The sequence below is a fragment of the Streptomyces sp. NPDC005775 genome, assembly GCF_042871565.1.
Classification (GTDB): domain Bacteria; phylum Actinomycetota; class Actinomycetes; order Streptomycetales; family Streptomycetaceae; genus Streptomyces.
The window spans coordinates 193,584-216,365 of the sequence record NZ_JBIAIU010000010.1 but is presented as its reverse complement, the minus strand read 5'-3'; the positions used below and the strand labels follow the sequence as shown (position 1 = coordinate 216,365).

The following is a 22,782-nucleotide window of genomic DNA, read 5'->3' as shown; positions in this document are numbered from 1 at the left end:
GTCACATCGGCAGGCGCCGGAACAGCGGCCGCGGCACGTGCCGCAGCGCCGACATCACCGCCCGCAGCGCCCCCGGCACCCACACCGTCTCCGAACGCCGCCGCAGCCCCGTGACGATCGCGTCCGCGACCGCGTCCGGCGTGGTCACGAGCGGGGTCCGGGTGAACGGGATCATCGCGAGCGGTGCCCCGGCCGCCGCAGCGCCGGATCCGGCCGGTGCGGTCGCCGGCCGGACGAGGCCGGGACGTACGACCATCACGTGCACGCCCGTCCCGTGCAGGGCGTCCCCGAGTCCCTGGGCGAACGCGTCCAGGCCCGCCTTGCTCGACCCGTAGATGAAGTCCGCGCGCCGGGCGCGCTCCCCGGCGACGGAGGAGAGCACCACCAGCGAGCCGTGCCCCTGCGCCTGGAGCGCACCGGCGCACACCAGGCCCGCGGAGACCGCCCCCGTGTAGTTCGTCTGGGCGACCCGGACCGCGGCGAGGGGTTCCTCCTCGTCGCGCTCCTGGTCGCCGGGGATGCCGAAGGCGAGGAGCACCATGTCGATGTCCCCCTCCGTGAAGATCTTGCCGAGGCCCGTCTCGTGGGACTCGGTGTCCAGGGCGTCGAAGTCGACGGTACGGACGTAGGCCCCCCGGCCGCGCAGTTCGGCAGCGGCCGAGTCCAGGGCGGGGGAGGGGCGTCCGGCCAGCCAGACCGTGCGGGTGCGGCGGGCGATCAGGCGGCGTGCGGTGGCGAGCCCGATCTCCGACGTGCCGCCGAGGATGAGCAGGGACTGCGGGGCACCGAAGGCATCCTTCACGGGAACGCTCCTTAAAGGCGGATGGCGGAAGAGGGAAGGGTGCGTGGCGGCCGGGGTGGCCGCCGTCGCGCCGTCAGAGGGACAGCCGGCGCGAGAGGTCCGAGCGGAACGCCCCGGTCGGGTCCAACTCAGCCCTCAGCTGCCGGAATTCGCCCAGCCGGGGGTACATCGCGGCGACCGTGTCGGGGCGCAGCCGGGAGTCGGCCGTCAGACAGACCCGGCCGCCCGCCGCCGCGACCTCCTCGTCCACACGGTCGAGGAAGCGGGCCAGCCCCGGCAGGCCCGCGGGCAGGTCGACGGCGAGACTCCAGCCGGGTGCCGGGAACGACAGCCAGCCGGGATCGCTCGGCCCGAACCGCTTGAGCGCGGCGAGGAACGAGGGGCAGCGCCGCTGCGAGAGCTGACCGACGATCCGGCGCAGGGTCTCCGCCCGCTTGTCCGCCACGGCGAACTCGTAGTGCACGAAGCCGGCCCGGCCGCGGAACCGGGGGGCGTGCGGGACGGCGTCCAGCGGGTGGAAGAACGTGGAGATCCGCTGGAGTTCACCGGTGCGGGACCTGGGCGCGCGGCGGTAGCGGACCTCGTTGAGCGCGGCGGCCGACACGCGGCCGAGCAGCCCGCCCGGCACGAGGTCCGGTCCGAGGAAGGGGGTGGGCGGCAGGGGGGCGGGGCGCAGGGCCAACGGTGTGCGCCGGGCGTGCGCCGGGAGCATGTTCAGGGGTGCGTGCTCCCCCAGCGTCAGCACGCCGCGCCCGGTCGACCGGCCGCGGGCGGTCAGGTCGACCCAGGCGGACGCGTAGTGATGGCGTCGGCTGCCGGTGGCGAGCCTCGTCATCAGGTCGTCGAGATCGAGGGCCCGCTCGGTGTCGACCGACATCAGGGACGTCGCGACAGGAAGGAACCGGAGCGTGGCCGAGAGGATGACCCCGGTCAGGCCCAGGCCGCCCGCCGTCGCGTCGAAGAGCGGCGTGCCGGGGCGGACCGTGCGGATCGCGCCGTCCGCGGTGAGGAGCGCCAACTCCGTGACGTGCCGGGAGAAGGAGCCGGCGGTGCGGTGGTTGTGACCGTGGACGTCGGAGCCGATCGCCCCGCCCACGGTGATGTACCGGCTGCCGGGCGCCACCGGCAGGAACCAGCCGAGCGGCAGCAGCATCTCCATCAGCCGGTGCAGGCTCACCCCCGCGTCGCACACCACGAGTCCGGCCCCGGCGTCGATGGTGCGGATCCGGTCCAGCCCCGTCATGTCGAGGACGGAACCCCCGGCGTTCTGCGCCGCGTCGCCGTGCGCCCGGCCCAGGCCGCGGGCGATCGAGCCGCGCGGCCCACAGCCGCGCACCGCGACGACCGCCTCCTCGGGACTACGGGGGTGGAAGCGGATCGCGGTCGTCGGGGCGGTACGGCCCCAGCCGGTCAGGGACACGGTGTCGACAGACATGAGGGTGACCGTATCGCCCGAGAAAACACCTTTGAGGGATTTGTTACAACACTCACCGAAATGGGTGATTGAGGGGTCGTCATCAGGCCCTCGGCAGAACGGGCGCCGGTTTTCGGCGCCGGGGAGGGTAGTCGTACGTCATGGACTGGCTGAAGAAACTCCCCGTCATCGGGCCGATCGTCTCCCGGCTGATGGAGACGCACGCCTGGCGCAGCTACGAAACGCTGGAACGGGTCCACTGGGCCAGGCTCGCCGCGGCGATCACCTTCATCAGCTTCCTGGCGCTCTTCCCGCTGATCGCGGTCGCCGCGGCGATCGGCGCGGCGCTGCTCTCCGACCAGCAGCTGGACAAGATCGAGGACAAGCTCGCCGACCAGGTGCCCGGCATCTCGGACCAGCTGGGCATCGACAATCTGGTCGCCCACGCGGGAACGGTCGGGCTGGTGGCCGGTGCGCTGCTGCTCTTCACCGGCGTCGGCTGGATCGGCTCGATGCGGGACTGTCTGCGCGCCGTCTGGGAGAAGGACGACCAGGACGAGGGCAATCCCGTCCTGCGCAAACTCAAGGACGCCGGGGTGCTGTTCGGGCTGGGCGGGGCCGCCCTGGTGACCCTGGCGATCTCCTCGGTCGGCTCCGTGGCCGTCGGCCGGGTCGCGGATCTGCTCAACATCCCGGAGAACGGCGCGGGCGGTGTGCTGCTGCGCGTCGCGGCCCTGCTGGTGGCCGTACTCGCCGACTTCCTGCTGCTGCTCTACCTGCTGACCCTGCTGCCCGGCGTCGAACCGCCGCGGCGCCGGCTCGTGGTGGCCGGGCTGATCGGCGCGGTCGGCTTCGAACTGCTCAAGCTGCTGCTCGGCAGTTACATGAACGGCGTCGCCTCGAAGAGCATGTACGGCGCCTTCGGGGTGCCGATCGCGCTGCTGCTGTGGATCAACTTCACCGCGAAGCTCCTGCTGTTCTGCTCCGCCTGGACCGCCACGCGGAGCAAGGGCGAGGCCGGACCGGCGGCGGACGCGGAGCGGGACTCCGGGCCCGCCGTCGGCGGAAAGGCCGGTGGCAGCACCCTCAGCGGCGGGGGAGGCGCCGCATCAGGTCCGGCAGCGGCCAGCGCCGGTTGACCAGGAACACCGCCCCGGCCAGCAGCACCAGCACCCCGCCGGTGATGCCCAGGGCGATCCCGGCCCCGCCGGAGCCGCCGGTGGCCGCTGCGGCCTTCGTCGTCCCGGGCCCGTTCCGGCCCTTGGCCACGGCCGGCTTGTCGGCCTGGGCGCCCTTGCCCGTACCCGTCCCGGTGTCGGCGGACTGCGGCGGTACGAGTTCGCCGACCGGGGTGACCTTGCCACTGGCGGCGAAGCCCCAGTCGAGCAGCCTCGCCGCTTCCTTGTAGACGGCGTGCGTCTCGTCGGACGACGGGTTCATGACGGTGACGAGCAGCACCTTGCCGTTGCGCTCGGCGACACCGGTGAAGGTGTTCCCGGCGTGCGTCGTGTAGCCGTTCTTGACGCCCGCGATGCCCTCGTACTGGGTGACGCCGTCCGCCCCGGTGAGCAGCCGGTTGGTGTTCTGGATGCCGAAGCTCTCGCGCTTCTTGCCCTTCTCCTGCTCACCGGGGAACTGCGCGGTCGCGGTGGCGCAGTACTCGCGGAAGTCCGCCTTCTGCAGCCCGCTGCGGGCGAACAGCGTGAGGTCGTACGCGCTGGAGACCTGGTTGGGGGCGTCGTACCCGTCGGGCGAGACGACCGTGGTGTCCAGGGCCTGCAGCTCCTGCGCGTGCGCCTGCATGTCGTTGACGGTCTTCGGCACGCCCCCGTACATCGAGGCCAGCACGTGCACCGCGTCGTTGCCCGAACGCAGGAAGACCCCGAGCCACAGGTCGTGCACCGTGTAGCTGAGGTCCTCCTTGACGCCGACCAGGCTGCTGCCCTCGCCCATATCGGCGAGGTCCTCGTCCTTCACGGTGTACGAGAGCGTCTTCGGCTGGAGCGCCGGCGCCTGGATCAGGGTGTCGGCGAAGAGCATCTTCAGCGTGGAGGCGGGGGGCAGTCGCCAGTGCGGGTTGTGCGAGGCGAGTACGTCACCGGTCTCCGCGTCCGAGACCATCCAGGACCTGCCCGTCAGGTCCTTCGGCAGGACCGGTGCGCCGGCGCCGAGATTGACCTGGGTTCCGCTCCGGCCGAGCTGCGCGCCGCCGACCTGTGACATGACCGAGGGCGGCTTCGGTTCCTTGTCCGCGGTGTCCTGGCCGACCGCGGACGCGGGACTGACGAGGAAAGCGGACAGCAGGGCGGCAGAGGTGACCGACAGCGCGGCCTTCTTGAGAGCTGACACGGTCGAAAACGTACATGCCATTGATGTGATTATCGGCACCGGAGGTGTGACCCGCCGTGCGTACCGCCGGGACAGCCCACCCCGGGCGAGGCGGCCGGAGCGTGCCGGAGATACTGATGCCATGAAGCTCAGCCGCCCCGTCTCCTGGTTCCTGCTCGCGTTCGGGGTGTGGAGCTGGTTCATCTGGGTCACTTTCGCTAAGAATCTCTGGCAGGACGGCAGTGGTCTCGCCTTCGACGACGCGGGTGACCCGACTGCCTACTTCTGGGTGCATCTGCTGCTCGCCATCACGTCCTTTCTCCTGGGGACGGCAGTCGGCGTGATCGGGTTCCGTGGCGTCAGGTCCCTGCGCCGCCAGGACGCGTAGCACGTCGACTTCCGGCCGGAACCGCACGCGGGACAAACAGGGACGAACGGGGCGAGGGGGCGCGCATGGCGGTCGTGGGGTTCGCTCTGGTGGCGGTCGTGGTGCTCGCCCTGCTGGTCCTCGTCCACCGCTACGTCTGGCGCCGCTTCGTCGGTGACACCACGACAGCGGGCAGCCTCCCGCGCAGGGCCGGCACGGTGGCGGCGTACGTCCTGCCGCTGCTGAGCGTCGGCGCCCTCGTCTCCGGGCGGGCGGGCACGCCCTTCTGGCTCCAGCGGGTGCTGGCCTGGCCCGGCTACCTGTGGCCGGCCGCCCTCCTCTATCTGACGCTCGCCCTGCTGGCCGGGGAGTTGGTGCGGCCGCTGCTGCGCCGGCTGCTCGCCCGCCGGGACCGCGGCGCGAGGACGGCGGAGACCGCTCCCGCCGAACCGGCCCACGCCGCCGGCGCGTCCACCCTCACGGCCGCGGTCCCGCCGGCCCCCGCACCGCCCGCCCCCGCCACCCCCTCGCGCCGCCTCTTCGTCGCGCAAACCGTCGGGGGCGCCGCCGCCGTCGCGGGGCTCGGTACGACCGGATACGGCGCCTACGGGGTGCTGCGCGGGCCCCGCGTCAAACGCGTCACCGTCCCGCTGGCCAGGCTGCCCCGGTCCGCCCACGGCTTCCGGATCGCCGTCGTCAGCGACATCCACCTGGGCCCGATCCTCGGCAGGGACCACACCCGCCGGATCGTCGACACGGTCAACCGGACCCAGCCCGACCTGATCGCGGTCGTCGGGGACCTGGTCGACGGATCGGTCGCCGATCTCGGGCCGGCCGCCGAACCGCTCGCCCGGCTCCGCTCCCGGCACGGCGCGTTCTTCGTGACCGGAAATCACGAGTACTACTCCGGAGCCGCCGAATGGGTGGACCACGTAAGGGAATTGGGACTGCACCCGCTGGAGAACGCCCGGGTCGAGATCGGCGGCTTCGACCTCGCCGGGGTCAATGACATCGCGGGCGAGAGTGAAGGGCAGGGCCCCGATTTCGGCCGGGCGCTCGGTGACCGGGACCGAACCCGCGCCGCCGTCCTCATGGCCCACCAGCCCGTCGTCATCGACGAGGCCGTCGAGCACGGCGTGGACCTCCAGCTCTCCGGGCACACCCACGGCGGCCAGCTCTGGCCGGGCAACTACGTCGCGGAACTGTCCAATCCCACGGTCGCGGGCCTCGAACGGTACGGAGACACCCAGCTGTACGTCACCCGGGGCGCCGGTGCCTGGGGCCCGCCGGTACGGGTCGGCGCCCCCTCCGACATCACCGTCGTCGAGCTCGCCTCCCGCCAGGCGTAATCACCGTCGAACGCCGCCGGAACGGTGATCGGGTGACCGGTGATGAACCCTCTGTATTCGGTCTATCGGCCCAAGGTTTCAAGTATCGAACAAAAGGCTATGAGCCTCCGATTTCCTCTTCCAGATGTGAAAATCGTGTGATTGGCTGAGCACGAACGTGCGGTGATCTGCGTATCTGAGCGCGACGCCGAGGTGGGGCTGTTAAGGGAGAGCACGGCAATGCGGTCGATCCGGCTACGGATTCTCGCGATTTTCGCGGTATTGGTCATCGCAGGCGTGGTCGCCTGGCAGTTGCTTCCCTCGGACGAGGGGAAGAGTGATCCGGTCACCGTCGGCACGACCGACGAGGTGACCTCGCTGGACCCGGCGGGGGCGTACGACGCGGGTTCGTGGGCGATGTACAGCAACGTCTACCAGTCGCTCATGACGTTCAAGTCCGGGGCGATCGTCCCCGAGCCGGACGCCGCGGAGAGCTGCGGGTTCATCGGCGGGAAGCTGCAGACGTACCAGTGCAAGCTCCGTGACGACCTGACCTTCTCCGACGGCAAGGAGATCACCGCGGAGGACGTCAAGTACTCCTTCGACCGGATGATGGCCATCAAGACGGACGTCGGTCCGTCGGTCCTCTTCCCCAGTCTGAAGAACGTGGTGACCGAGGGCCGGACCATCACCTTCAACCTCACCGCGCGCGACGCGACCTTCCCGCAGAAGCTCGCCACCGGCGCGGGCTCGATCGTCGAGCAGGACGCCTACGCCGAGCACAAGCTGCGCAACGACGGCCATGTGACCGGCTCGGGGCCGTACGTACTGAAGTCGTACGAGCCGGGTGTCTCCGCCGAACTCGTGCCGAACACGAAGTACAAGGGCGCGCTGAAGGGCACCGGTGGTCCGGTCACCGTGCGCTACTACAAGCAGTCGGAAGAACTGCTGGCGGCCTGGAAGTCCGGCCAGGTCGATGTCACGCACCGTCAGCTCCCGCCGTCCACGCTCGCGGAGCTGGACCCCGGCGCCGTCGACCAGCACGTGACGGAGGCCGACAGCGCCGAGATCCGCAACCTGGTCTTCAACGTCCGGGACAACTCGCCGCTGGCCGACAAGAAGGTCCGCCAGGCCATCGCGGCGATCATCGACCGTGCGCCGCTGGTGACCGATGTCTACAAGGGCACCGTCGAACCGCTCTACTCGCTGATCCCGCAGGGCTACATCGGACACAGCACCCCGTTCTTCGACGCGTACCCCTCGCCGAACCCCGAGCGGGCCAAGGAACTGATGCAGGAGGCGGGCGTCAAGCTGCCGCTGTCCGTCACCTTCGCCTACCGGGAAGGCGACGAGTACACGACGGAGACCGCGGAGATCCGCCGCCAGCTGGAGGCGGACGGACTCTTCAAGGTCAAGATGAAGGCCGTCGAGTGGACGAGGTTCCAGAAGGGCTACGCGGCCGGTGAGTACGACATGTACACCGTCGGCTGGCTCCCCGACTACCCGGACCCCGACACCTTCAGCCAGCCGCTCGTCGGCCGCGACAGCAGCCTCCACAACGGCTACACCAGCAAGAAGATGGACCAGCTGATCAGCTCCACGCTGCAGTACAGCGACCGCAGCCGCACCTCGGCCGACTTCAAGGAACTCCAGAAGCTGGTCGGCGAGGACGTGCCGCTCGTACCGCTGTGGCAGAAGAAGGACTACGTCCTGGCCAAGCCCGACATCTCCGGATCGCAGTACCTCTCCGACGGCACCGGCATCTGGCGGCTGTGGGAACTGGGCTGGATCTGATCCGGCATCACAGCACGACAGCGAGCGGCCGCCCCCGGATCATCCGGGGGCGGCCGCTCGGCCGTTTTCCCGCGCTACTTGCCCGGCACCCGGCGTGCCACTCCGGGCAGGAACTCCTCCAGTACCTCGTACACCTGCCGCACGAGCGGCCGCAGCACCCGGAACCGGGACAGGGCGATGGCCCGCGCGACGATCGGGGCGGTGCGCTCGACGAGGCGGCGGCTGCGTTCGGCGTCGTCCGTCCGGTCGTACACCCAATACAGCACCAGACCCATCTGGTTCAGCCACATCAGCTGGGGCAGCAACTCGGCCAGCTCGGGGTCGATCTTGGTGTCGGAGCCCGCCAGGCAGCGCTCGTGGATGGAGATCGCCGCCTGACGCGCGGAGACCGAGTCGGGCGAGAACGGGCTGAGCGGACTCTCGGGGTCGGCGGCGTTCTTGAAGAACTGCGCGGCGAAGCGGTGATACGGCTCCGCCACGTCCAGCCAGCTGAGCAGGACCCCGCGGATGCGCACCGCGAGGTCCTCGTCGCCGGCCAGGACCGGCTGGACCGCCGCCTCGTGCTCGGCGGCGATCCGGTCGTAGAAGCCCTGGACCAGGTGCTCCTTGGACGAGAAGTAGTAGTAGGCGTTCCCCACGGAGACGCCGGCCTCCTGGGCGATGGCCCGCATCGTCGTCTTGTCGTAGCCGCGTTCCTGGAAGAGCCGGAGCGCGGTTTCGAGGATGAGTGTGCGGGTCTGCTCGCTCTTGGGAGCCCTGACTTCCTTCACGGCCTTCTCTTCCTTCACCACGGTCCCGAGGGTATCCGGACCGGCTACGTCGCCGGGCCGGGGCCCCGCACCCGGCACCCGCCGTCCCCGGCGTCGCCCCCGTCCGCGCGGCACGGCTCGGCCGTCAGCGAGCGGTACTTGGCGGCGGCGAGGACGGTCGCCCGGGCGAACGGCCGGCCCGCAGGGGTGGTCAGCCAGTGGGCCTTGGGCCGGTGCTCGGCCAGTGCCCAGAGGCAGACGATCCACGCGGAGGTTCCGCGGTAGACCTGACCTCCGTCACCGATCACCGTGATCTCCTCCAGGGTTCCGGCGTGGTCGAGACCGGGGAAGCGGCGGTGCGCCTCGGCCGAGTCAGCCGGGACGAGGTCGAGCGGGACCAGCTGACGCTGGTTCATCAGCCACTGGCGCAGATGGACGCAGAGCGAGCACTGTGCGTCGTAGAGCACGGTGAGCCGCTCGACGGACCACCGCCCTCCACCGGTACGGGGCGTCATGACCGGCCCTCAGGCCCTGGGAGCGGGGGCGGCCCACGGTCCCTGTCCCGGTCCCGTCCAGCCCTGCGGAGCGACGGGCGGGGTCTGCTCGCGTTCCATCAGGCCGCGACGGCGGATCTTGTTGAGTACGTAGACGTTGCCCAGGTGCAGGACCCCGAGGACGAGCAGGACCACGCCGACCTTGACCGACAGGGCCTCGAAGAGCTCCCGGGCGTCGGTGACGCCGTCGGAGTTCTTCAGATAGAGCGTCACGAACCCCAGGTTGACCAGGTAGAAGCCCACCACCAGCAGGTGGTTGACCGCGTCGGCGAGCTTCTCGTTCCCGTGCAGCACATCGGCCAGGAAGACCCTGCCGTTGCGGCTCAGTGTGCGGGCGACCCAGATGGTGAGCGCCACGCTGATGAGCAGGTAGATGACGTACGCGACAACAGTGAGGTCCATGCCCCACCCTCCCTTGAACGCGTTCAAATGCTGTTGTCATGGACTGTAGACCCGTCTTTGAACATGTTCAAGCCGGGGCCCCCGTGGTCCGCGTCACCGCCTCGGCGGGCCTGTCGGACGCCTTGAAGTGCCGCACGCCCGGCACGGCCGCGGTGGCTACGCAGGCCGCTCCGACCAGCAACCCGGCTACGGCGAGCGGGACTTCGACACCCCACGCGGAGGCGGCGAGCGGGGCCAAGGCGTATCCCAGCGGCATCGCCCCGAGCGAGAGCAGCCAGTCGTACGAGGTCACGCGGGCGAGCGCGTGCGCGGGGACGGCGGACTGGACGGCGGTCTCCCAGACGGGGTTGAGGAAGCCCAGCCCGGCCAGCGCGATCCCGTACGCGGCGACGGAGACGGCGACGGGTGCGTGGGCGGCCAGCAGGCAGAGCGGGAGGGCGTAGAGGGCGCCGCCCAGGTTGGCGGTCAGGACCGGGCGGCGCGGCCGGACCCGGCCGGCCACCAGTGAGCCGATGAGCAGGCCGACGGCGCCGGTCTGCAGGAAGGTGAGCCAGACGCCCTTGCCGCCCAGGTCGCGCAGGAAGAGGGCGGGGCCGAGCGTCATCAGGACGGCGGCCGCGCCGTTCCACGCGGCGTGGGCGAGCAGGCTCGTCCAGTACCAGTCGCGGCCCCGGACCTCGCTCCAGCCCTCCTTGAGGTCGCCGATCAGTGAACGCCGCGGGATGGGGACGTGCCGCACCTCGATCGCGGCGAGCAGTGCCGCGCTCACCGCGAAGCTCGCGCCGTCCAGGACGAAGGCCCAGCCCGGCCCCGCGGTGAACACCAGCGCTCCGGCGACGGCCGGGCCGCCGATCCGGGTGGCGCTGTTGACCACCGCCATCAGGGCGTTGGCGCGCAGCAGTTCCGACGCCGCCACGGTGCCGCGGATCAGTGGCGAGACGGTCGGCATCGAGAAGGCGCCGGCGGCGCCGCCGATCGCCTCGGCCAGGGCGATCTGCCAGAGCGCCGGTGTTCCGGAGAGCAGTTCGGCGCCGACGAAGAGCTGGGTGACGCACCGCACGAGGTCGGTGGTCAGCGCCACCGTGCGGGCGTTGAAGCGGTCGCCGACCACGCCGCCCAGGGGCAGCAGGAGCAGCTTGGGCACCATCGCGCAGGCGAGCACCAGGGCGAGGGCGCCGGTCGAGCCGGTGGCGAGGTAGACGGCGATGCTGAGCGCGGCGGGAATCGCGGCGTCACCGAGCAGCGAGAGGCTGCGTCCGACGAAGAGCAGGCGGAAGGAGCGCGTGCGTAAGGGGTGGGACATGAGCGGGAATCTATTTCGTCACCGAACTATTCGTCAACGAAATATTAGTTTCCGAAGCGTGTAGGGCCCCGGCGTAGGCTGTCGTGCATGCAGCAACGCGACTGGACCGACGGCCACGTGGAGCGGTGGAAGCCGGTCCTCCCGGAACTCGACCCCGATGTCGAGGGCGCGGTGACCCGGATGAAGAAGCTCTCCGTCCATCTGCGCCGGGTGCGCGAGCAGTCCCTGGTCGACTTCGACCTGGACCGTCAGGAGTTCGACACCCTGCACAAGCTCGCCGGCCGCGGCGGCACGGCCGCCCCTTCCGAGCTCGCCGCCGACCTCGACCTCGCGCCCGCCTCCGTCACCGGCCGGCTGGACGCCCTGGAGCGCCGCGGCTTCGTCCGACGTACGCCCTCCGTCACCGACCGGCGCCGTGTCGACGTGGAGCTGACCGACGAGGGCCGCTCGACCTGGGTCGGCGCGATGAAGTTCCTCGGCAACGAGGAGGACCGGCTGCTGGGCGTCCTCGCCGAGGACGAACGCGCCCTGCTCAACGACATGCTGCGGCGCATCATGGTCGTCGCGGAGCACAAGGGCGGCGCGGACTGGGACTGAGCCGCCCCGGGTGCGCCCCGGGTACGGCAAGAGGCCCCGCCCTCCGCAGTGTTCCTGCGAGGGGCGGGGCCTCTGGTGCGCTCGGGGAATCCCGGGGGATCAGAAGCGACGCGTGATCAGCGCGCGCTTGACCTCCTGGATCGCCTTCGTGACCTCGATGCCACGCGGGCAGGCGTCCGTGCAGTTGAAGGTGGTGCGGCAACGCCACACACCGTCACGGTCGTTGAGGATCTCCAGGCGCTGCTCGCCGCCCTCGTCACGCGAGTCGAAGATGAAACGGTGCGCGTTGACGATCGCCGCCGGGCCGAAGTACTGGCCGTCGTTCCAGAACACCGGGCACGAGGACGTGCACGCGGCGCACAGGATGCACTTGGTGGTGTCGTCGAAGCGCTCGCGGTCCTCGGGGGACTGCAGACGCTCGCGGGTCGGCTCGTTCCCCTTGGTGATGAGGAAGGGCATGACGTCGCGGTAGGCCTGGAAGAACGGGTCCATGTCGACCACGAGGTCCTTGAGGACCGTGAGGCCCTTGATGGCCTCGACCGTGATCGGCTTCTCCGGGTTCAGGTCCTTGATCAGCGTCTTGCAGGCGAGCCGGTTCTTGCCGTTGATCCGCATCGCGTCGGAACCGCAGATGCCGTGCGCGCACGAGCGGCGGAACGTCAGCGTGCCGTCGGTCTCCCACTTGATCTTGTGAAGGGCGTCGAGCACACGCTCCTTCGGGTCGATCTCGATCTGGAAGTCCTGCCACTGCGCCTCGTCCGAGACCTCCGGGTTGAACCGGCGGATGCGGAAGGTGGCCGTGATGTACGGCGAGTCGGCGAAACCGGCTTCGGGCTCGGGAGCCTTGTCTGCCTTTTCCAAGGTGGGGGTAGCCATCAGTACTTACGCTCCATCGGCTGGTAGCGGGTCTGGACGACCGGCTTGTAGTCCAGCCGGATCGACTCGGTGCCGTCGTCGGCGACCTCGCGGTACGCCATGGTGTGGCGCATGAAGTTGACGTCGTCGCGGTTCGGGTAGTCCTCGCGGTAGTGACCGCCGCGGGACTCCTTGCGCGCCAGCGCCGAAGTCGCCATGACCTCGGCGAGGTCGAGCAGGTTGCCCAGCTCGATGGCCTCCAGCAGGTCCGTGTTGAACCGCTTGCCCTTGTCCTGGATGGACACGTTGAGGTAGCGCGCGCGCAGCTCCGCGATCTTGTCGACCGCGGTCTTGATCGTCTGCTCGGTGCGGAACACCATCACGTTGGCGTCCATGCACTCCTGCAGCTCCAGGCGGATCGCCGAGACGCGCTCGGTCCCCGTGGAGCCGCGCAGCCGCTCGACCTGGTCGATGACCATCTGCGCCGGGTTCTCGGGAAGCTCGACGAAGTCGTTCTTCGCGCAGTACTCGGCGGCGGCGATGCCCGACCGGCGTCCGAAGACGTTGATGTCGAGCAGCGAGTTGGTGCCCAGGCGGTTGGCGCCGTGCACGGAGACACAGGCGACCTCGCCGGCGGCGTAGAGGCCCGGGACGACGGTGGTGTTGTCGGCCAGCACCTCGCCCTGGACGTTGGTCGGGATGCCGCCCATGGCGTAGTGCGCGGTGGGCTGGATCGGGATCGGGTCCGTGTAGGGCTCGATGCCGAGGTACGTACGCGCGAACTCCGTGATGTCCGGGAGCTTGGCGTCCAGCTGCTCCGGCGGCAGGTGCGTGAGGTCGAGGTAGACGTGGTCGCCCTCGGGACCGCAGCCGCGGCCCTCACGGATCTCCGTGTAGATGGAGCGGGACACGACGTCACGGGACGCGAGGTCCTTCATGACGGGCGCGTACTTCTCCATGAAGCGCTCGCCGTCCTTGTTGCGGAGGATGCCGCCCTCACCGCGGGCGCCCTCCGTCAGAAGGATGCCCATGCGCCAGATGCCCGTCGGGTGGAACTGGAAGAACTCCATGTCCTCCAGCGGCAGACCGCGGCGGTAGCAGGCGGCCTGGCCGTCACCGGTCAGGGTGTGCGCGTTCGACGTCACCTTGAAGAACTTGCCGGTGCCGCCGGAGGCGTAGATGACCGACTTCGCCTGGAAGACGTGGATCTCGCCGGTGGCCAGCTCGTAGGCGACGACGCCGGCGGACTTCTTGACGCCGTCCTCCTCGACGACCAGCTGGTCCAGGACGTAGAACTCGTTGAAGAACTCCACGCCCTCCTTGACGCAGTTCTGGTAGAGCGTCTGGAGGATCATGTGGCCGGTGCGGTCGCCCGAGTAGCAGGCGCGGCGGACCGGGGCCTCACCGTGGTTGCGGGAGTGACCGCCGAACCGGCGCTGGTCGATCTTGCCCTCGGGCGTACGGCCGAACGGCAGGCCCATCTTCTCCAGGTCGAGAACGGCGTCGATGGCCTCCTTCGCCAGGATCTCGGCGGCGTCCTGGTCGACCAGGTAGTCGCCACCCTTGATCGTGTCGAAGGTGTGCCACTCCCAGTTGTCCTCCTCCACGTTGGCGAGCGCGGCGGCCATGCCGCCCTGCGCCGCGCCCGTGTGGGAGCGGGTGGGATAGAGCTTGGTCAGCACGGCGGTGCGGCTGCGCTTGGTCGACTCGATGGCCGCGCGCATGCCGGCGCCGCCGGCGCCGACGATGACGGTGTCGTACTTGTGGATCTGCATGGTTTACCTCTGGTCCTTCGGGCCCGGCGCCTAGCGGATGTTCGGGTCGAAGGTGAAGATCACCAGCGTGCCCAGCAGGACGGTGAACACCGTGGCGGTGTACAGCAGCATCTTCAGCCAGAAGCGGGTGTTGTCCCGTTCGGCGTAGTCGTTGATGACCGTACGGAGGCCGTTGGCGCCGTGCAGCATGGCGAGCCACAGCATCGCCAGGTCCCAGACCTGCCAGAACGGCGAGGCCCAGCGGCCCGCCACGAAGGCGAAACCGATCTTGGACACGCCGCCGTCCAGCACCAGCTGGATCAGCAGGTGGCCGATGACGAGGACGACCAGCACGATGCCCGACAGGCGCATGAAGAGCCAGGCGTACATCTCGAAGTTGGTGCGCGAACCCTTGGGGGTCTTGCCGGTCCGCTGGCGCGGCGGCTCGATCACGGGCGCCGGGTTGTCGACGTCGTAGAGGGCGGAGCCTTCGACGTCGCCGATCGCGGAAGTTTCGGTGGACATTGGCCTCAGCTCCCGAATACTTCGCGTACGGCGTGGCCGAGGACGGGGTACAGGGCCCCGACCATCAGCACGATCCAGATACCCAGCACGGCCCAGAGCATCTGCTTCTGCACGCGAGGGCCCTTGGCCCAGAAGTCCACGGCGACGATGCGCAGACCGTTCAGCGCGTGGAAGAGAATCGCGGCCACCAGGCCGTATTCGAGGAGCGCGACGATGGGCGTCTTGTACGTGGACACGACGTCGTCGTATGCCTCGGGGGAGACGCGGACGAGTGCGGTGTCCAGGACATGTACGAACAGGAAGAAGAAAATGAGGACACCGGTGACTCGATGAGCCACCCAGGACCACATGCCTTCCCGGCCGCGGTACAGCGTTCCAGCCGGCACGGAAGAACCCTCCGGGAGCGGGGATTGGGGTCGGCCGGCTTGACTGTCGGTCTGACCCGGCCGGGTACGGTCCACCGGCCCTGGCCATCGTAGCGACGGTTTGTCGGTTCGATCGCGCGGGGGCCTGTGGTGTGATCAAAGTGGCAACGAATCAGGCACGGACGGACTATGGACAGGCTTCCGGGAGCCTGTTTGCCCGCCTCTGGCAGGGAATCCGCCCGTCGCGCACCGCTGCCAAGCCGTTACTGACTCGATACCAGCTCGATGATGCGGCCCCGGGCGAGTCGCCGCATCTCGTCGGCCGTCACCACCCGCTCCTCCTCGGGTTCGTGCCCCAGCCGGGTGCGGATGCCGGCCAGCACCTGATCGGGGTGCTCGGCGGACCGGAAGTCGTCCAGGCAGATCACGAAGACATGGCCGAACCTGCATTCGTACGCGGCGTGCGCTGCGGCCAGCGCGAGGTGGGCGGAGTGCGGCGCGTCCGGGGGCAGCCCGGGGGAGACCTCGGCGGCCAGTGCCTCGGCGCGATCGGCGGGGGAGAGGTCGTAGCCCGCCTCGTCGGCGGCGGCCAGCAGCGCGTCCAGATCCGGGTAGGGACGGTGGTCCGCCAGCCGCTTGGCCCAGCGGCGGCTGCCGTAACACTCCAGCAGGGCGGCCTCGGCCTCGGCGGTGGAGGCGGCGTTGAATCCCGGCAGGCCGAAGGGGCCGCGGGAGGCCCGGCCCGGCACGGATCCGCAGCTCTGCACGGGTACGGCGGTCCGCCGGGCGGACGGGGACGGCTGCGCGGGGAGGCCGGCGTGGGACTCGCTGGACCTGGACAGCGTGGGCTCCTCGAATCAACGGCATCTGTGAACCTGGAGTGGGGAGGGACCGGAGGGACCAGGTGGATGCAGGGTGAAGGGAGAGACGAATGTGCCTCAAAGCTAGCGACGCCGGGCAACGGTCGTCCGACGGATGAGCGAATTTCACCCGGACGGGAGAGTTTTGCGATGCCTGCCGGGCAAATGGGCGACGAGAATACCCGCCTATCTCCTGACATCTGCGCTGTTCCCTCTCGCTTCTGCTCCCATTCCCCCTCGAACCGGAGGTTTCTGACTGATGGCACCCTCACGTGGCGCCCTCATGGCCGTCGCGACGGCCGCTGCGGCGACCCTCACCGTCGCCGCCTGCGACAGCTCCGGCACCGGACACGGGAACGGATCCGAGACGTCCCGCTCGTCCTCGGCGCCCCCGTCCGCGTCCCCCACGCCTTCCCCCACCCGGAGCTACCCCCTTTCGAAGACGCCCCGCACCATCCCCTCCGTACGGGACCACACCCCCGCCCGCGGCCCCGGCTGGCAGCCCGGCAAGGACAGCGGCGTGGTGATCGCCAAGGGCGACAAGGCGCTCGCCGACGAGGGACGGATGCTCGCCGGGGAGCTGAAGATCCGCTACCGCGGCGAGGTCGCGGCCCGCGCGGGTGACGTGGAACTGGCCCTGAACCCGAAGGGCGGCGGCGGCCCCGAGTCGTACACCCTGCGCACCCACGACGGACGCGTCACGATCAGCGGTCCGGGGGAGGCGGGCGTCTTCTACGGAACCCGCACCCTCAAGCAGTCCGTGCGCGCCGACGGGAACATGCCCGAGGGCGAGGTGCGCGACCGCCCCGGCCGCCCGCAGCGCGGGCTCAACCTCGACATCGCGCGCAAGCACTACAGCGCAGGCTGGATCGAGGACCGGCTGCGCGGGATGGCCGACCTCAAGCTCAACCAGCTCGGCCTGCACTTCTCCGACGACCAGGCCTTCCGCATCGAGTCCGACACCCACCCCGAGATCGTTTCGCGCGACCACCTGACCAAGGCCGAGGTGCGGCGCATCGTCGCCCTGGCCGACCGGCTGCACATCGAGGTCGTCCCCGAGATCGACTCGCCGGGCCACCTCGGGGCGGTCCTGCTCGCCCACCCCGAGCTCCAGCTGCGCAACGTCTCGGGTGTGCCCTCGAAGGGATCGCTCGACATCTCGAAGCCGGGCGCGGCGAAGCTCGTCGACGAGCTCCTCGGCGAGTACACCGAACTCTTCGGGGGCGCCTACTGGCATCTGGGCGCCGACGAGTACCAGGCACTCACCGTGAACGATCCCGCCGCCTCGTACCCACAGCTCCAGCGCGCGGCCGTGAAGAAGTACGGGGCACAGGCCGGGATCGAGGACCTCGCCACCGGCTGGCTCAACGACCGGGCGGCGGTGGTCCGGCCGCACGGCATGAAGCCCAAGGCGTGGAACGACGGTCTCTTCCGCGACAGCACGGTCCGGGCCGACAAGGACATCGAGATCGAGTACTGGACGGGCAAGGAGTACGGCGCCCGCCCGCCGGAGCAGTACCTGCGTGAGGGGTTCAAGATGCTGAACCTCAACGACGAGTTCCTCTACTACGTCCTCGGCCAGCCCAACGCCTTCGTCTATCCCACGGGCAAGCGCATCTACGAGCAGTGGACCCCCCTCGTGCTGCGCGGCACGAGCCCCGTCCCGGCGAAGTACTCGGACCAGATCCTCGGCGGACGCTTCGCTGTCTGGGGCGACTTCCCGAACGCCCAGACCGCGGCCCAGGTGGCCGAGGGCATCCGGATGCCGCTGCGGGCGACCTCCCAGAAGCTGTGGGACCCGGACAAACCACAGTTGACCTGGGACGGGTTCAAGGCACTGGCGAAGGAGATCGACCAGGGCTGAGGGCTGAAACGCGTGGACAGCGCGGAGAGCGGGGGCTACGTTCCGCTTGCCGCGCGGTCCGGGGAGGGACGCGCGCTCCATGCGTAGACGTCCGAATCCTGGGGGGTTCCACTTTCATGCTCTGCTCACTCTGCGGTACGAGACCTGCCCGCACCGCCGACGGGCGGTGCACGGTGTGCGCCGCCTTCCGCCGTTCACGGGCGGGCGGGCTGATGCCGACGCCGGTGGGACCGCAGTCCACGAGGTCTTTGCGGTCACCGGTCGGGCTGGGCAAGGCGGTGTGCGTGCTGCTGGGCTCGGTGGCCGTGGCGGACGTGCTGGCGCTCGGCGCCGGTGTCCACTCGCGACAGGTGCTCAGCGAGGGGATGGCCGATGACTTCCTGACGTACGACGAAGCGGTCGGGGACCGTGCCGACATGCTGTACCAGGCCTCCGGATCGCTGCAGGTGCTGACCTTCCTGGCCACCGTCGTCGTCTTCCTCATCTGGTTCCGCCGGGTGCGGCTCAACGCGGAGGTGTTCGATCCGTACGCCCACTCGATGCGGCCCGGCTGGGCGATCGGTGGCTGGTTCGTACCCATCGGTGCTCTCTGGCTGCCCCACCGCGTCGCGGGAGGTGTCTGGACCGCGAGCTCCCCGGGCGGCAGCAACCGGCCGACGGCCCCGCGCGGGCTGCTGCATGCCTGGTGGGCGGCGCTTCTCGGCGCCGAGATCTTCTCCCGGTACGCCGGGGAGGTCTATTCGGACGCCCAGGAGCCGGACGAGGTTCTGAGCGCCTTCGCCCTGGTCATGACCTCCGACGCGCTCGACATCGCCGCCGCCGTGCTCGCGATCCTGTTCGTGCGCCGGCTGACCGCCATGCAGGGCGAGCGGGCGGCGCAGGGGCCGGCTTCCGTCACCCCGCCGATCCCGGCGGAACGGGCCGGCTGGGGCCGGGCGCACTGACGGGCGGGGGTCGGCGCGTCAGGTCGAGCAGCGGTAATCAGACGGAGTCAGTGACGCTTTTCGGCCATTCGGCGCTGAACGCGATAAGACGACGCGCCGCGTCCCCGTGCGTCCGGTTACGGGGAGGCCGACGGGAGACGCCGATGAGCCTGCTCGAACTGATCGCCGCCGCTGACGCGCGGGGGCTCGCCGCAAGCGCGGCCGCCTGCCTGGACCGCTGCCTGCCGCAGCCGGCCGCCGGGGCCGATCCGGATCCGCTGCGACCGCTGTGGCCCGGCTGCGCCGACCCGGAGGACTGGCCGGACCGGCTGGCCGAGGCACGCGCGGCGCTGGACGCCCTGTCCGATCCGCCGGAGGGCCTCCTGCGCGTCCGGACCCTGCTCGGCGAGGCACCCGCGGACCGGTCGGGGGAGGGGCTGCGCACCTGGGCGGACGCCTGCTCGGTGCTGGCCCTGGACACGCACCGTCGGCACGACGCCGAACGCGCCGACGCCGCGGAGCTGGTGGCGCGCTGCCGGGCGGGTGATCCGGCCGGGGCGGGACCGCTGCTGTCCGGGGAGGCCGCCCGCCAGGTCCGCATCCTGGAGATGCTGGCGGAGACCGGGGACGGCGCCCCCACGGGAGCCGGACTGCGCCAGGTGAGGGACGTCTCGACCGAGGGCCAGCGGGTGCTGCGCGCGGCGGTCTCACGCCGGGCACGGGTGCGCGGCTGACGGGGTGCGGTCCGGTGCCCCGCGGGGCACCGGCGGTCCGGCAGGGTGAGGAGCGGTCCGGTCATGGCCGAGGTGAACGGAGCCATGACGACCATGGAGCCGGACAGGGCCGGGCCCGGCCGGTCGGCCGCCGGGCCCGTGCCTCCCGCCGGGGGAACCCGCAGGTCAGGCGGCCAGTGCCTGGCGCCACCGTACCGGCGCACCCACCCTCAGCACCGAGTTGCGATAGATCCGCGCGGCGAGAGTCATGCAGCCGGCCGTGACCACCAGCAGGATGCCGGCGGCGGCAAGCTGCTCCGACACCGTCGCCGTGCCCACGGAGGCCTTGAGCGGCATCAGCAGGCCGGAGAAGGGCGGTATGTACTGCACGACCGACACCCAGGGCGCGGAGAGATGGGCCGCGGCCGCCGTCGCCGCGCCGACCGGCGCCAGGGCGAGCAGCATCACCGGCGTCAGTACGCCCTGCAGGTCCTCGGGCCGGGACACCAGTGATCCGGCCGCCGCGTACAGAGAGGCGAACATGGCGAAGGTCAGGAGGAACCAGAGCACCGTCACCACCAGGGCCCCCGGGCCCGGCATCGCGGTGCTCTGCTCGGATACCACCGACTGCGCCCCCGCCACGGCGCCCACCATCATGGCCACCTGTGCCATGCCGGCCGTGACGATGCCGGAGACCTTGCCCAGGAGCAGCTCCAGCGGAGTGAGCGTGGCGAGCAGCACCTCCACCACCCGGGTGGACTTCTCCTCGACCACGCCCTGCGCGATCACCGATCCCTGATTGACGATCTGCATGAACAGCACGATGATCAGGCTCGCCGCGGCGCCCAGTTGGAGCGTGCCCACGGACTTCCCGACGGTCACGACGGTGGGCGCGGCGGCCGCGGTGTCCCGTGCCAGTCGGCCCAGATCCACGTCCTGCCGGAGCATGGCCTGCCGGCCGGCCCAGGTCCCGGCCAGCGCGTCGGCGCTCGCCCGCGCCTGCTCGCCGGTGTCGGCACGGGCCAGGAGGGATGCCCGGCCTCCGGCGACGACCACCGCCGCGTCCGCGTCCTTGTTCTCGACGAGCTCGCGCGCCTCGGCCATGCCGTCGCACGACGTCACCCGCACGCCGGGCGGCGCGGTGCCGAGCGATGAGACCGGGGTGCCGCAGACGGCCACGGTGGCGGACGAGCTGCCCCCGATCAGGTTGAAGCCGATCACCAGACCGAAGGTGACGAGGGAGAGCAGAACCAGGCTGACGAGATAGCCCCTGGTGAACATGCGCGCCCTCAGTTCCCGGACGTACACCAGGCGGACGCGGGTGGGGCGGGGCGAGCGCCGCTCGGATCCGGGGCGCTTCATGCGGACACCTTGCCCGAGCCGGAGGTGCGGGCCGGGGCCCCGGTGGCCGCGGAGCCCGGCGGCGGCGGCTCCTCGACCGGATCGACCAGGTCCCGGAACAGTTCGGCGAGACTGGGTACGTGTCGCCGTATCTCCTTCACGGTGCCGTGCCGCACGGCCTCCACGAGCAGGTCGTTCTCGGTGTGGCCCACTGCGGGCTCGACCAGGACGCCCTGCTGGTGCGTCCGGAATCCGGCAGCCGCGGTGCAGCCCGCGAGCCAGTTCTCGTCGGCGCCCTCGACCTCGATGTACACCTGTCCGTTCGCCTCCGCGGGCCGCAGCTCGGCGAGGGTGCCACAGGCCACGCGGCGGCCGGCGCGCACGATCGAGACCCGGTCGCAGAGTTGCTCGACCAGATCCAGCTGGTGGCTGGAGAAGAGGACGGGCACACCCTGCGCCGCCTTGTCGCGAAGGACGTCACTCATGGTGTCGACGGCGATCGGGTCGAGCCCCGAGAACGGCTCGTCCAGGATGAGTACTTCGGGATCGTGCACCAGGGCGGCGGCCAGCTGGACGCGCTGCTGGTTGCCCAGGCTCAGGGTGTTCACCCGCTTGTCGCGGTGCTGGGCGATCCGCAGCCTGTCCGTCCAGCGGACCATCGCCTCACTGGCATCGGCATGGGACAGCCCGTGGAGCTCGCCGAGATAGACCAGCTGCCGCGCCACGGTCATCTTGGGGTACAGCCCACGCTCCTCCGGCATGTAGCCGAACCGCGCCGACTCCAGTCTCCCGACCGGTTCCTCACCCCAGAGCACCTGTCCGCTGTCCGGAGCGAGCACCCCGACACCGATGCGCATGGCCGTGGTCTTGCCTGCCCCGTTGCCGCCGACGAAGCCGGATATCTCCCCCGGTCCTACGGTCAACGTGAGTGCGTCCAAAGCCTGTTGGGATCCAAAGCACTTCGAGACTTCCTCAAGTACCAAGGGTTTCACGGGTCCTCGCCTTCCGCTTCCTGTGGCTGCCGATCTGTGCGCGGAGTCTACTTTCCTGTCAGGAAAATACCTGTTACTTTCTCAATAGGAAAGTAGAAGTGCAGGAGGAGCGATGGCGCCCGACGACACGTACGACAGGAACCCCGGAGACCGGCAGGCCGTGACACCGGTCGACGCCGAAGCCGCACTCGAGGACATCCGCAGACGGCAGGAGCAGTCCGGTGTGGCCGAACTGCGGTTCGGTCTGTCCCGTTCTTCCCTTCTGACGGCGGCCCTGCTGCTGTTCATCTCGTTCGCGTCCTTCGACCTGCCCAACCCCTGGGGCGGTGCGGTGCTGGTCCCGGGGCTGCTGCTGGTGGCGCTGATCGTGGTCCGCCACACGCACCGCGCGCCGGTCCGCAACAGGCCGGGGGTCGGAGCCGCGCTGGTGGGGTCGGCCTGCGGGATCGCCGCGTACGGGGTGTTCCGGGGGCTGGCGGCCGCACTCTCCTCGGGCGGGGTGCCGACGCCTCATCTCATCGCCGCCGCGGTGGTGGTCGGGGCCTGCCTGCTGGTGGCGCCCCGTGTTCGCGGGGCCGCCGAGGCGCGGCTGCGGCGCCGGGCGGAGCGGCGGTTCTGATGGACGCAGACTTCGACGCCTTTCTGCACCCGGCCCAGCGGCTGACGATCGTCGCCCTGTTGGCGCCCGCGGGATGGACCGAGTTCGGATTCATCCGGGATGCGATCGACACGAGTGACTCCGCCCTGTCCAAGCAGTTGTCGGCACTCGCGGCCGAGGGGTACGTCGAGGTGCGCAAGCAGGTGGGCGTGGGTGGCCGGCGCACGCTCGCACGGCTCACGCCGAAGGGGCGGGAGGCGTTCGCGCGGCATGCGGGGGCGCTGGAGCGGATCGCGGCGACGGCACGGGCCGCGCGACCGGCCGACTGATCACGTGTGACGTCCCGGTGATCCG

The 22,782-nt window shown here is 70.4% G+C and carries 24 protein-coding genes; 10 read left to right on the top strand and 14 right to left on the bottom strand.

Translation table 11 applies throughout. From position 1 onward, the window contains the following. Position 1: 1 nt before the first annotated feature. Positions 2-802 (bottom strand): decaprenylphospho-beta-D-erythro-pentofuranosid-2-ulose 2-reductase, encoded by an 801-nt coding sequence (locus ACFYPA_RS23625; protein ID WP_359078522.1) that lies wholly within the window; start codon positions 800-802, stop codon positions 2-4. Positions 803-875: 73 nt separating this feature from the next. Further along, complete coding sequence (locus ACFYPA_RS23620; RefSeq protein WP_389134024.1) at positions 876-2,237, bottom strand: FAD-binding protein; 1,362 nt, start codon at positions 2,235-2,237, stop codon at positions 876-878. 140 nt (positions 2,238-2,377) lie between these two features. Here ACFYPA_RS23620 and ACFYPA_RS23615 point away from each other — a divergent pair, with 140 nt between their 5' ends. Continuing rightward, positions 2,378-3,355 (top strand): YihY/virulence factor BrkB family protein, encoded by a 978-nt coding sequence (locus ACFYPA_RS23615; protein WP_359078526.1) that lies wholly within the window; start codon positions 2,378-2,380, stop codon positions 3,353-3,355. Here ACFYPA_RS23615 and ACFYPA_RS23610 read toward each other — a convergent pair. Continuing rightward, positions 3,303-4,565, bottom strand: coding sequence for a D-alanyl-D-alanine carboxypeptidase (locus ACFYPA_RS23610; protein ID WP_359313631.1), 1,263 nt, complete (start codon positions 4,563-4,565; stop codon positions 3,303-3,305). The genes ACFYPA_RS23615 and ACFYPA_RS23610 overlap by 53 nt on opposite strands. Before the next feature lie 121 nt (positions 4,566-4,686). Here ACFYPA_RS23610 and ACFYPA_RS23605 point away from each other — a divergent pair, with 121 nt between their 5' ends. The 3 genes from ACFYPA_RS23605 (at position 4,687) to ACFYPA_RS23595 (ending at position 8,033) form a co-directional block, all read left to right on the top strand. Beyond that, the gene (locus ACFYPA_RS23605) at positions 4,687-4,932 is read left to right on the top strand and encodes an SCO4848 family membrane protein (RefSeq protein ID WP_359078530.1); all 246 of its coding nucleotides are present in this window, start codon (positions 4,687-4,689) and stop codon (positions 4,930-4,932) included. A 65-nt stretch (positions 4,933-4,997) separates the two neighbouring features. After that, positions 4,998-6,260, top strand: a complete 1,263-nt coding sequence (locus ACFYPA_RS23600; protein WP_389134022.1) for a metallophosphoesterase — start codon at positions 4,998-5,000, stop codon at positions 6,258-6,260. A 219-nt stretch (positions 6,261-6,479) separates the two neighbouring features. Beyond that, positions 6,480-8,033: an ABC transporter substrate-binding protein gene (locus ACFYPA_RS23595; RefSeq protein WP_359078925.1), complete on the top strand. Its 1,554-nt coding sequence runs from the start codon at positions 6,480-6,482 to the stop codon at positions 8,031-8,033. 74 nt (positions 8,034-8,107) lie between these two features. Here ACFYPA_RS23595 and ACFYPA_RS23590 read toward each other — a convergent pair whose 3' ends face one another. The 4 genes from ACFYPA_RS23590 to ACFYPA_RS23575 all read right to left on the bottom strand — a co-directional run bounded on the left by ACFYPA_RS23590 (position 8,108) and on the right by ACFYPA_RS23575 (position 11,041). Beyond that, positions 8,108-8,824, bottom strand: coding sequence for a TetR family transcriptional regulator (locus tag ACFYPA_RS23590; RefSeq protein ID WP_359078533.1), 717 nt, complete (start codon positions 8,822-8,824; stop codon positions 8,108-8,110). A 23-nt stretch (positions 8,825-8,847) separates the two neighbouring features. Continuing rightward, positions 8,848-9,297, bottom strand: coding sequence for a DCC1-like thiol-disulfide oxidoreductase family protein (locus tag ACFYPA_RS23585; protein ID WP_359078535.1), 450 nt, complete (start codon positions 9,295-9,297; stop codon positions 8,848-8,850). Positions 9,298-9,306: 9 nt separating this feature from the next. Next, positions 9,307-9,738, bottom strand: a complete 432-nt coding sequence (locus ACFYPA_RS23580; protein WP_359078537.1) for a hypothetical protein — start codon at positions 9,736-9,738, stop codon at positions 9,307-9,309. Between the two features lie 67 nt (positions 9,739-9,805). Further along, positions 9,806-11,041, bottom strand: a complete 1,236-nt coding sequence (locus ACFYPA_RS23575; protein ID WP_389134019.1) for an MFS transporter — start codon at positions 11,039-11,041, stop codon at positions 9,806-9,808. 87 nt (positions 11,042-11,128) lie between these two features. Between ACFYPA_RS23575 and ACFYPA_RS23570 the strand changes: the two genes are divergently transcribed. After that, positions 11,129-11,638, top strand: coding sequence for a MarR family transcriptional regulator (locus tag ACFYPA_RS23570; RefSeq protein WP_359078540.1), 510 nt, complete (start codon positions 11,129-11,131; stop codon positions 11,636-11,638). A gap of 99 nt (positions 11,639-11,737) precedes the next feature. Here the strand turns inward: ACFYPA_RS23570 and ACFYPA_RS23565 are convergent, their stop codons facing one another. The 5 genes from ACFYPA_RS23565 to ACFYPA_RS23545 form a co-directional block, all read right to left on the bottom strand. Beyond that, positions 11,738-12,514, bottom strand: a complete 777-nt coding sequence (locus ACFYPA_RS23565) for a succinate dehydrogenase iron-sulfur subunit (RefSeq protein ID WP_326658475.1) — start codon at positions 12,512-12,514, stop codon at positions 11,738-11,740. Continuing rightward, positions 12,514-14,268 carry a succinate dehydrogenase flavoprotein subunit gene (sdhA, locus tag ACFYPA_RS23560; RefSeq protein WP_359078543.1) on the bottom strand — a complete coding sequence of 585 codons (1,755 nt, stop codon included), beginning with the start codon at positions 14,266-14,268 and terminating at the stop codon, positions 12,514-12,516. Before sdhA ends, ACFYPA_RS23565 begins: the two co-directional genes overlap by 1 nt. Before the next feature lie 30 nt (positions 14,269-14,298). Further along, the gene (locus ACFYPA_RS23555; protein ID WP_359078545.1) at positions 14,299-14,772 is read right to left on the bottom strand and encodes a succinate dehydrogenase hydrophobic membrane anchor subunit; all 474 of its coding nucleotides are present in this window, start codon (positions 14,770-14,772) and stop codon (positions 14,299-14,301) included. A 5-nt stretch (positions 14,773-14,777) separates the two neighbouring features. Then, complete coding sequence (gene sdhC / locus ACFYPA_RS23550) at positions 14,778-15,158, bottom strand: succinate dehydrogenase, cytochrome b556 subunit (RefSeq protein ID WP_026249405.1); 381 nt, start codon at positions 15,156-15,158, stop codon at positions 14,778-14,780. A 242-nt stretch (positions 15,159-15,400) separates the two neighbouring features. After that, complete coding sequence (locus ACFYPA_RS23545) at positions 15,401-15,904, bottom strand: 2-oxo-4-hydroxy-4-carboxy-5-ureidoimidazoline decarboxylase (RefSeq protein WP_359078547.1); 504 nt, start codon at positions 15,902-15,904, stop codon at positions 15,401-15,403. A gap of 352 nt (positions 15,905-16,256) precedes the next feature. Between ACFYPA_RS23545 and ACFYPA_RS23540 the strand changes: the two genes are divergently transcribed. The 3 genes from ACFYPA_RS23540 (at position 16,257) to ACFYPA_RS23530 (ending at position 19,518) form a co-directional block, all read left to right on the top strand. Further along, positions 16,257-17,861, top strand: a complete 1,605-nt coding sequence (locus ACFYPA_RS23540) for a glycoside hydrolase family 20 protein (RefSeq protein ID WP_359313622.1) — start codon at positions 16,257-16,259, stop codon at positions 17,859-17,861. 212 nt (positions 17,862-18,073) lie between these two features. Beyond that, positions 18,074-18,805: a DUF4328 domain-containing protein gene (locus ACFYPA_RS23535; RefSeq protein ID WP_389134014.1), complete on the top strand. Its 732-nt coding sequence runs from the start codon at positions 18,074-18,076 to the stop codon at positions 18,803-18,805. Between the two features lie 143 nt (positions 18,806-18,948). Further along, a complete protein-coding gene (locus ACFYPA_RS23530) occupies positions 18,949-19,518 on the top strand; it encodes a hypothetical protein (protein ID WP_389134012.1) in 570 nt (189 codons plus the stop codon). Between the two features lie 165 nt (positions 19,519-19,683). Here ACFYPA_RS23530 and ACFYPA_RS23525 read toward each other — a convergent pair whose 3' ends face one another. Continuing rightward, on the bottom strand, positions 19,684-20,859 hold the full coding sequence (locus tag ACFYPA_RS23525) for an ABC transporter permease (RefSeq protein ID WP_359078555.1): 1,176 nt from the start codon (positions 20,857-20,859) through the stop codon (positions 19,684-19,686). Next, a complete protein-coding gene (locus ACFYPA_RS23520; protein ID WP_359078557.1) occupies positions 20,856-21,830 on the bottom strand; it encodes an ATP-binding cassette domain-containing protein in 975 nt (324 codons plus the stop codon). The genes ACFYPA_RS23525 and ACFYPA_RS23520 overlap by 4 nt, the downstream gene beginning before the upstream one ends. 112 nt (positions 21,831-21,942) lie before the next feature. Between ACFYPA_RS23520 and ACFYPA_RS23515 the strand changes: the two genes are divergently transcribed. Together ACFYPA_RS23515 and ACFYPA_RS23510 are read left to right on the top strand one after the other, a co-directional pair. After that, positions 21,943-22,449, top strand: coding sequence for a hypothetical protein (locus ACFYPA_RS23515; protein WP_359313611.1), 507 nt, complete (start codon positions 21,943-21,945; stop codon positions 22,447-22,449). Further along, positions 22,449-22,757, top strand: a complete 309-nt coding sequence (locus ACFYPA_RS23510; RefSeq protein ID WP_359078561.1) for a transcriptional regulator — start codon at positions 22,449-22,451, stop codon at positions 22,755-22,757. Before ACFYPA_RS23515 ends, ACFYPA_RS23510 begins: the two co-directional genes overlap by 1 nt. Positions 22,758-22,782: the final 25 nt, after the last annotated feature.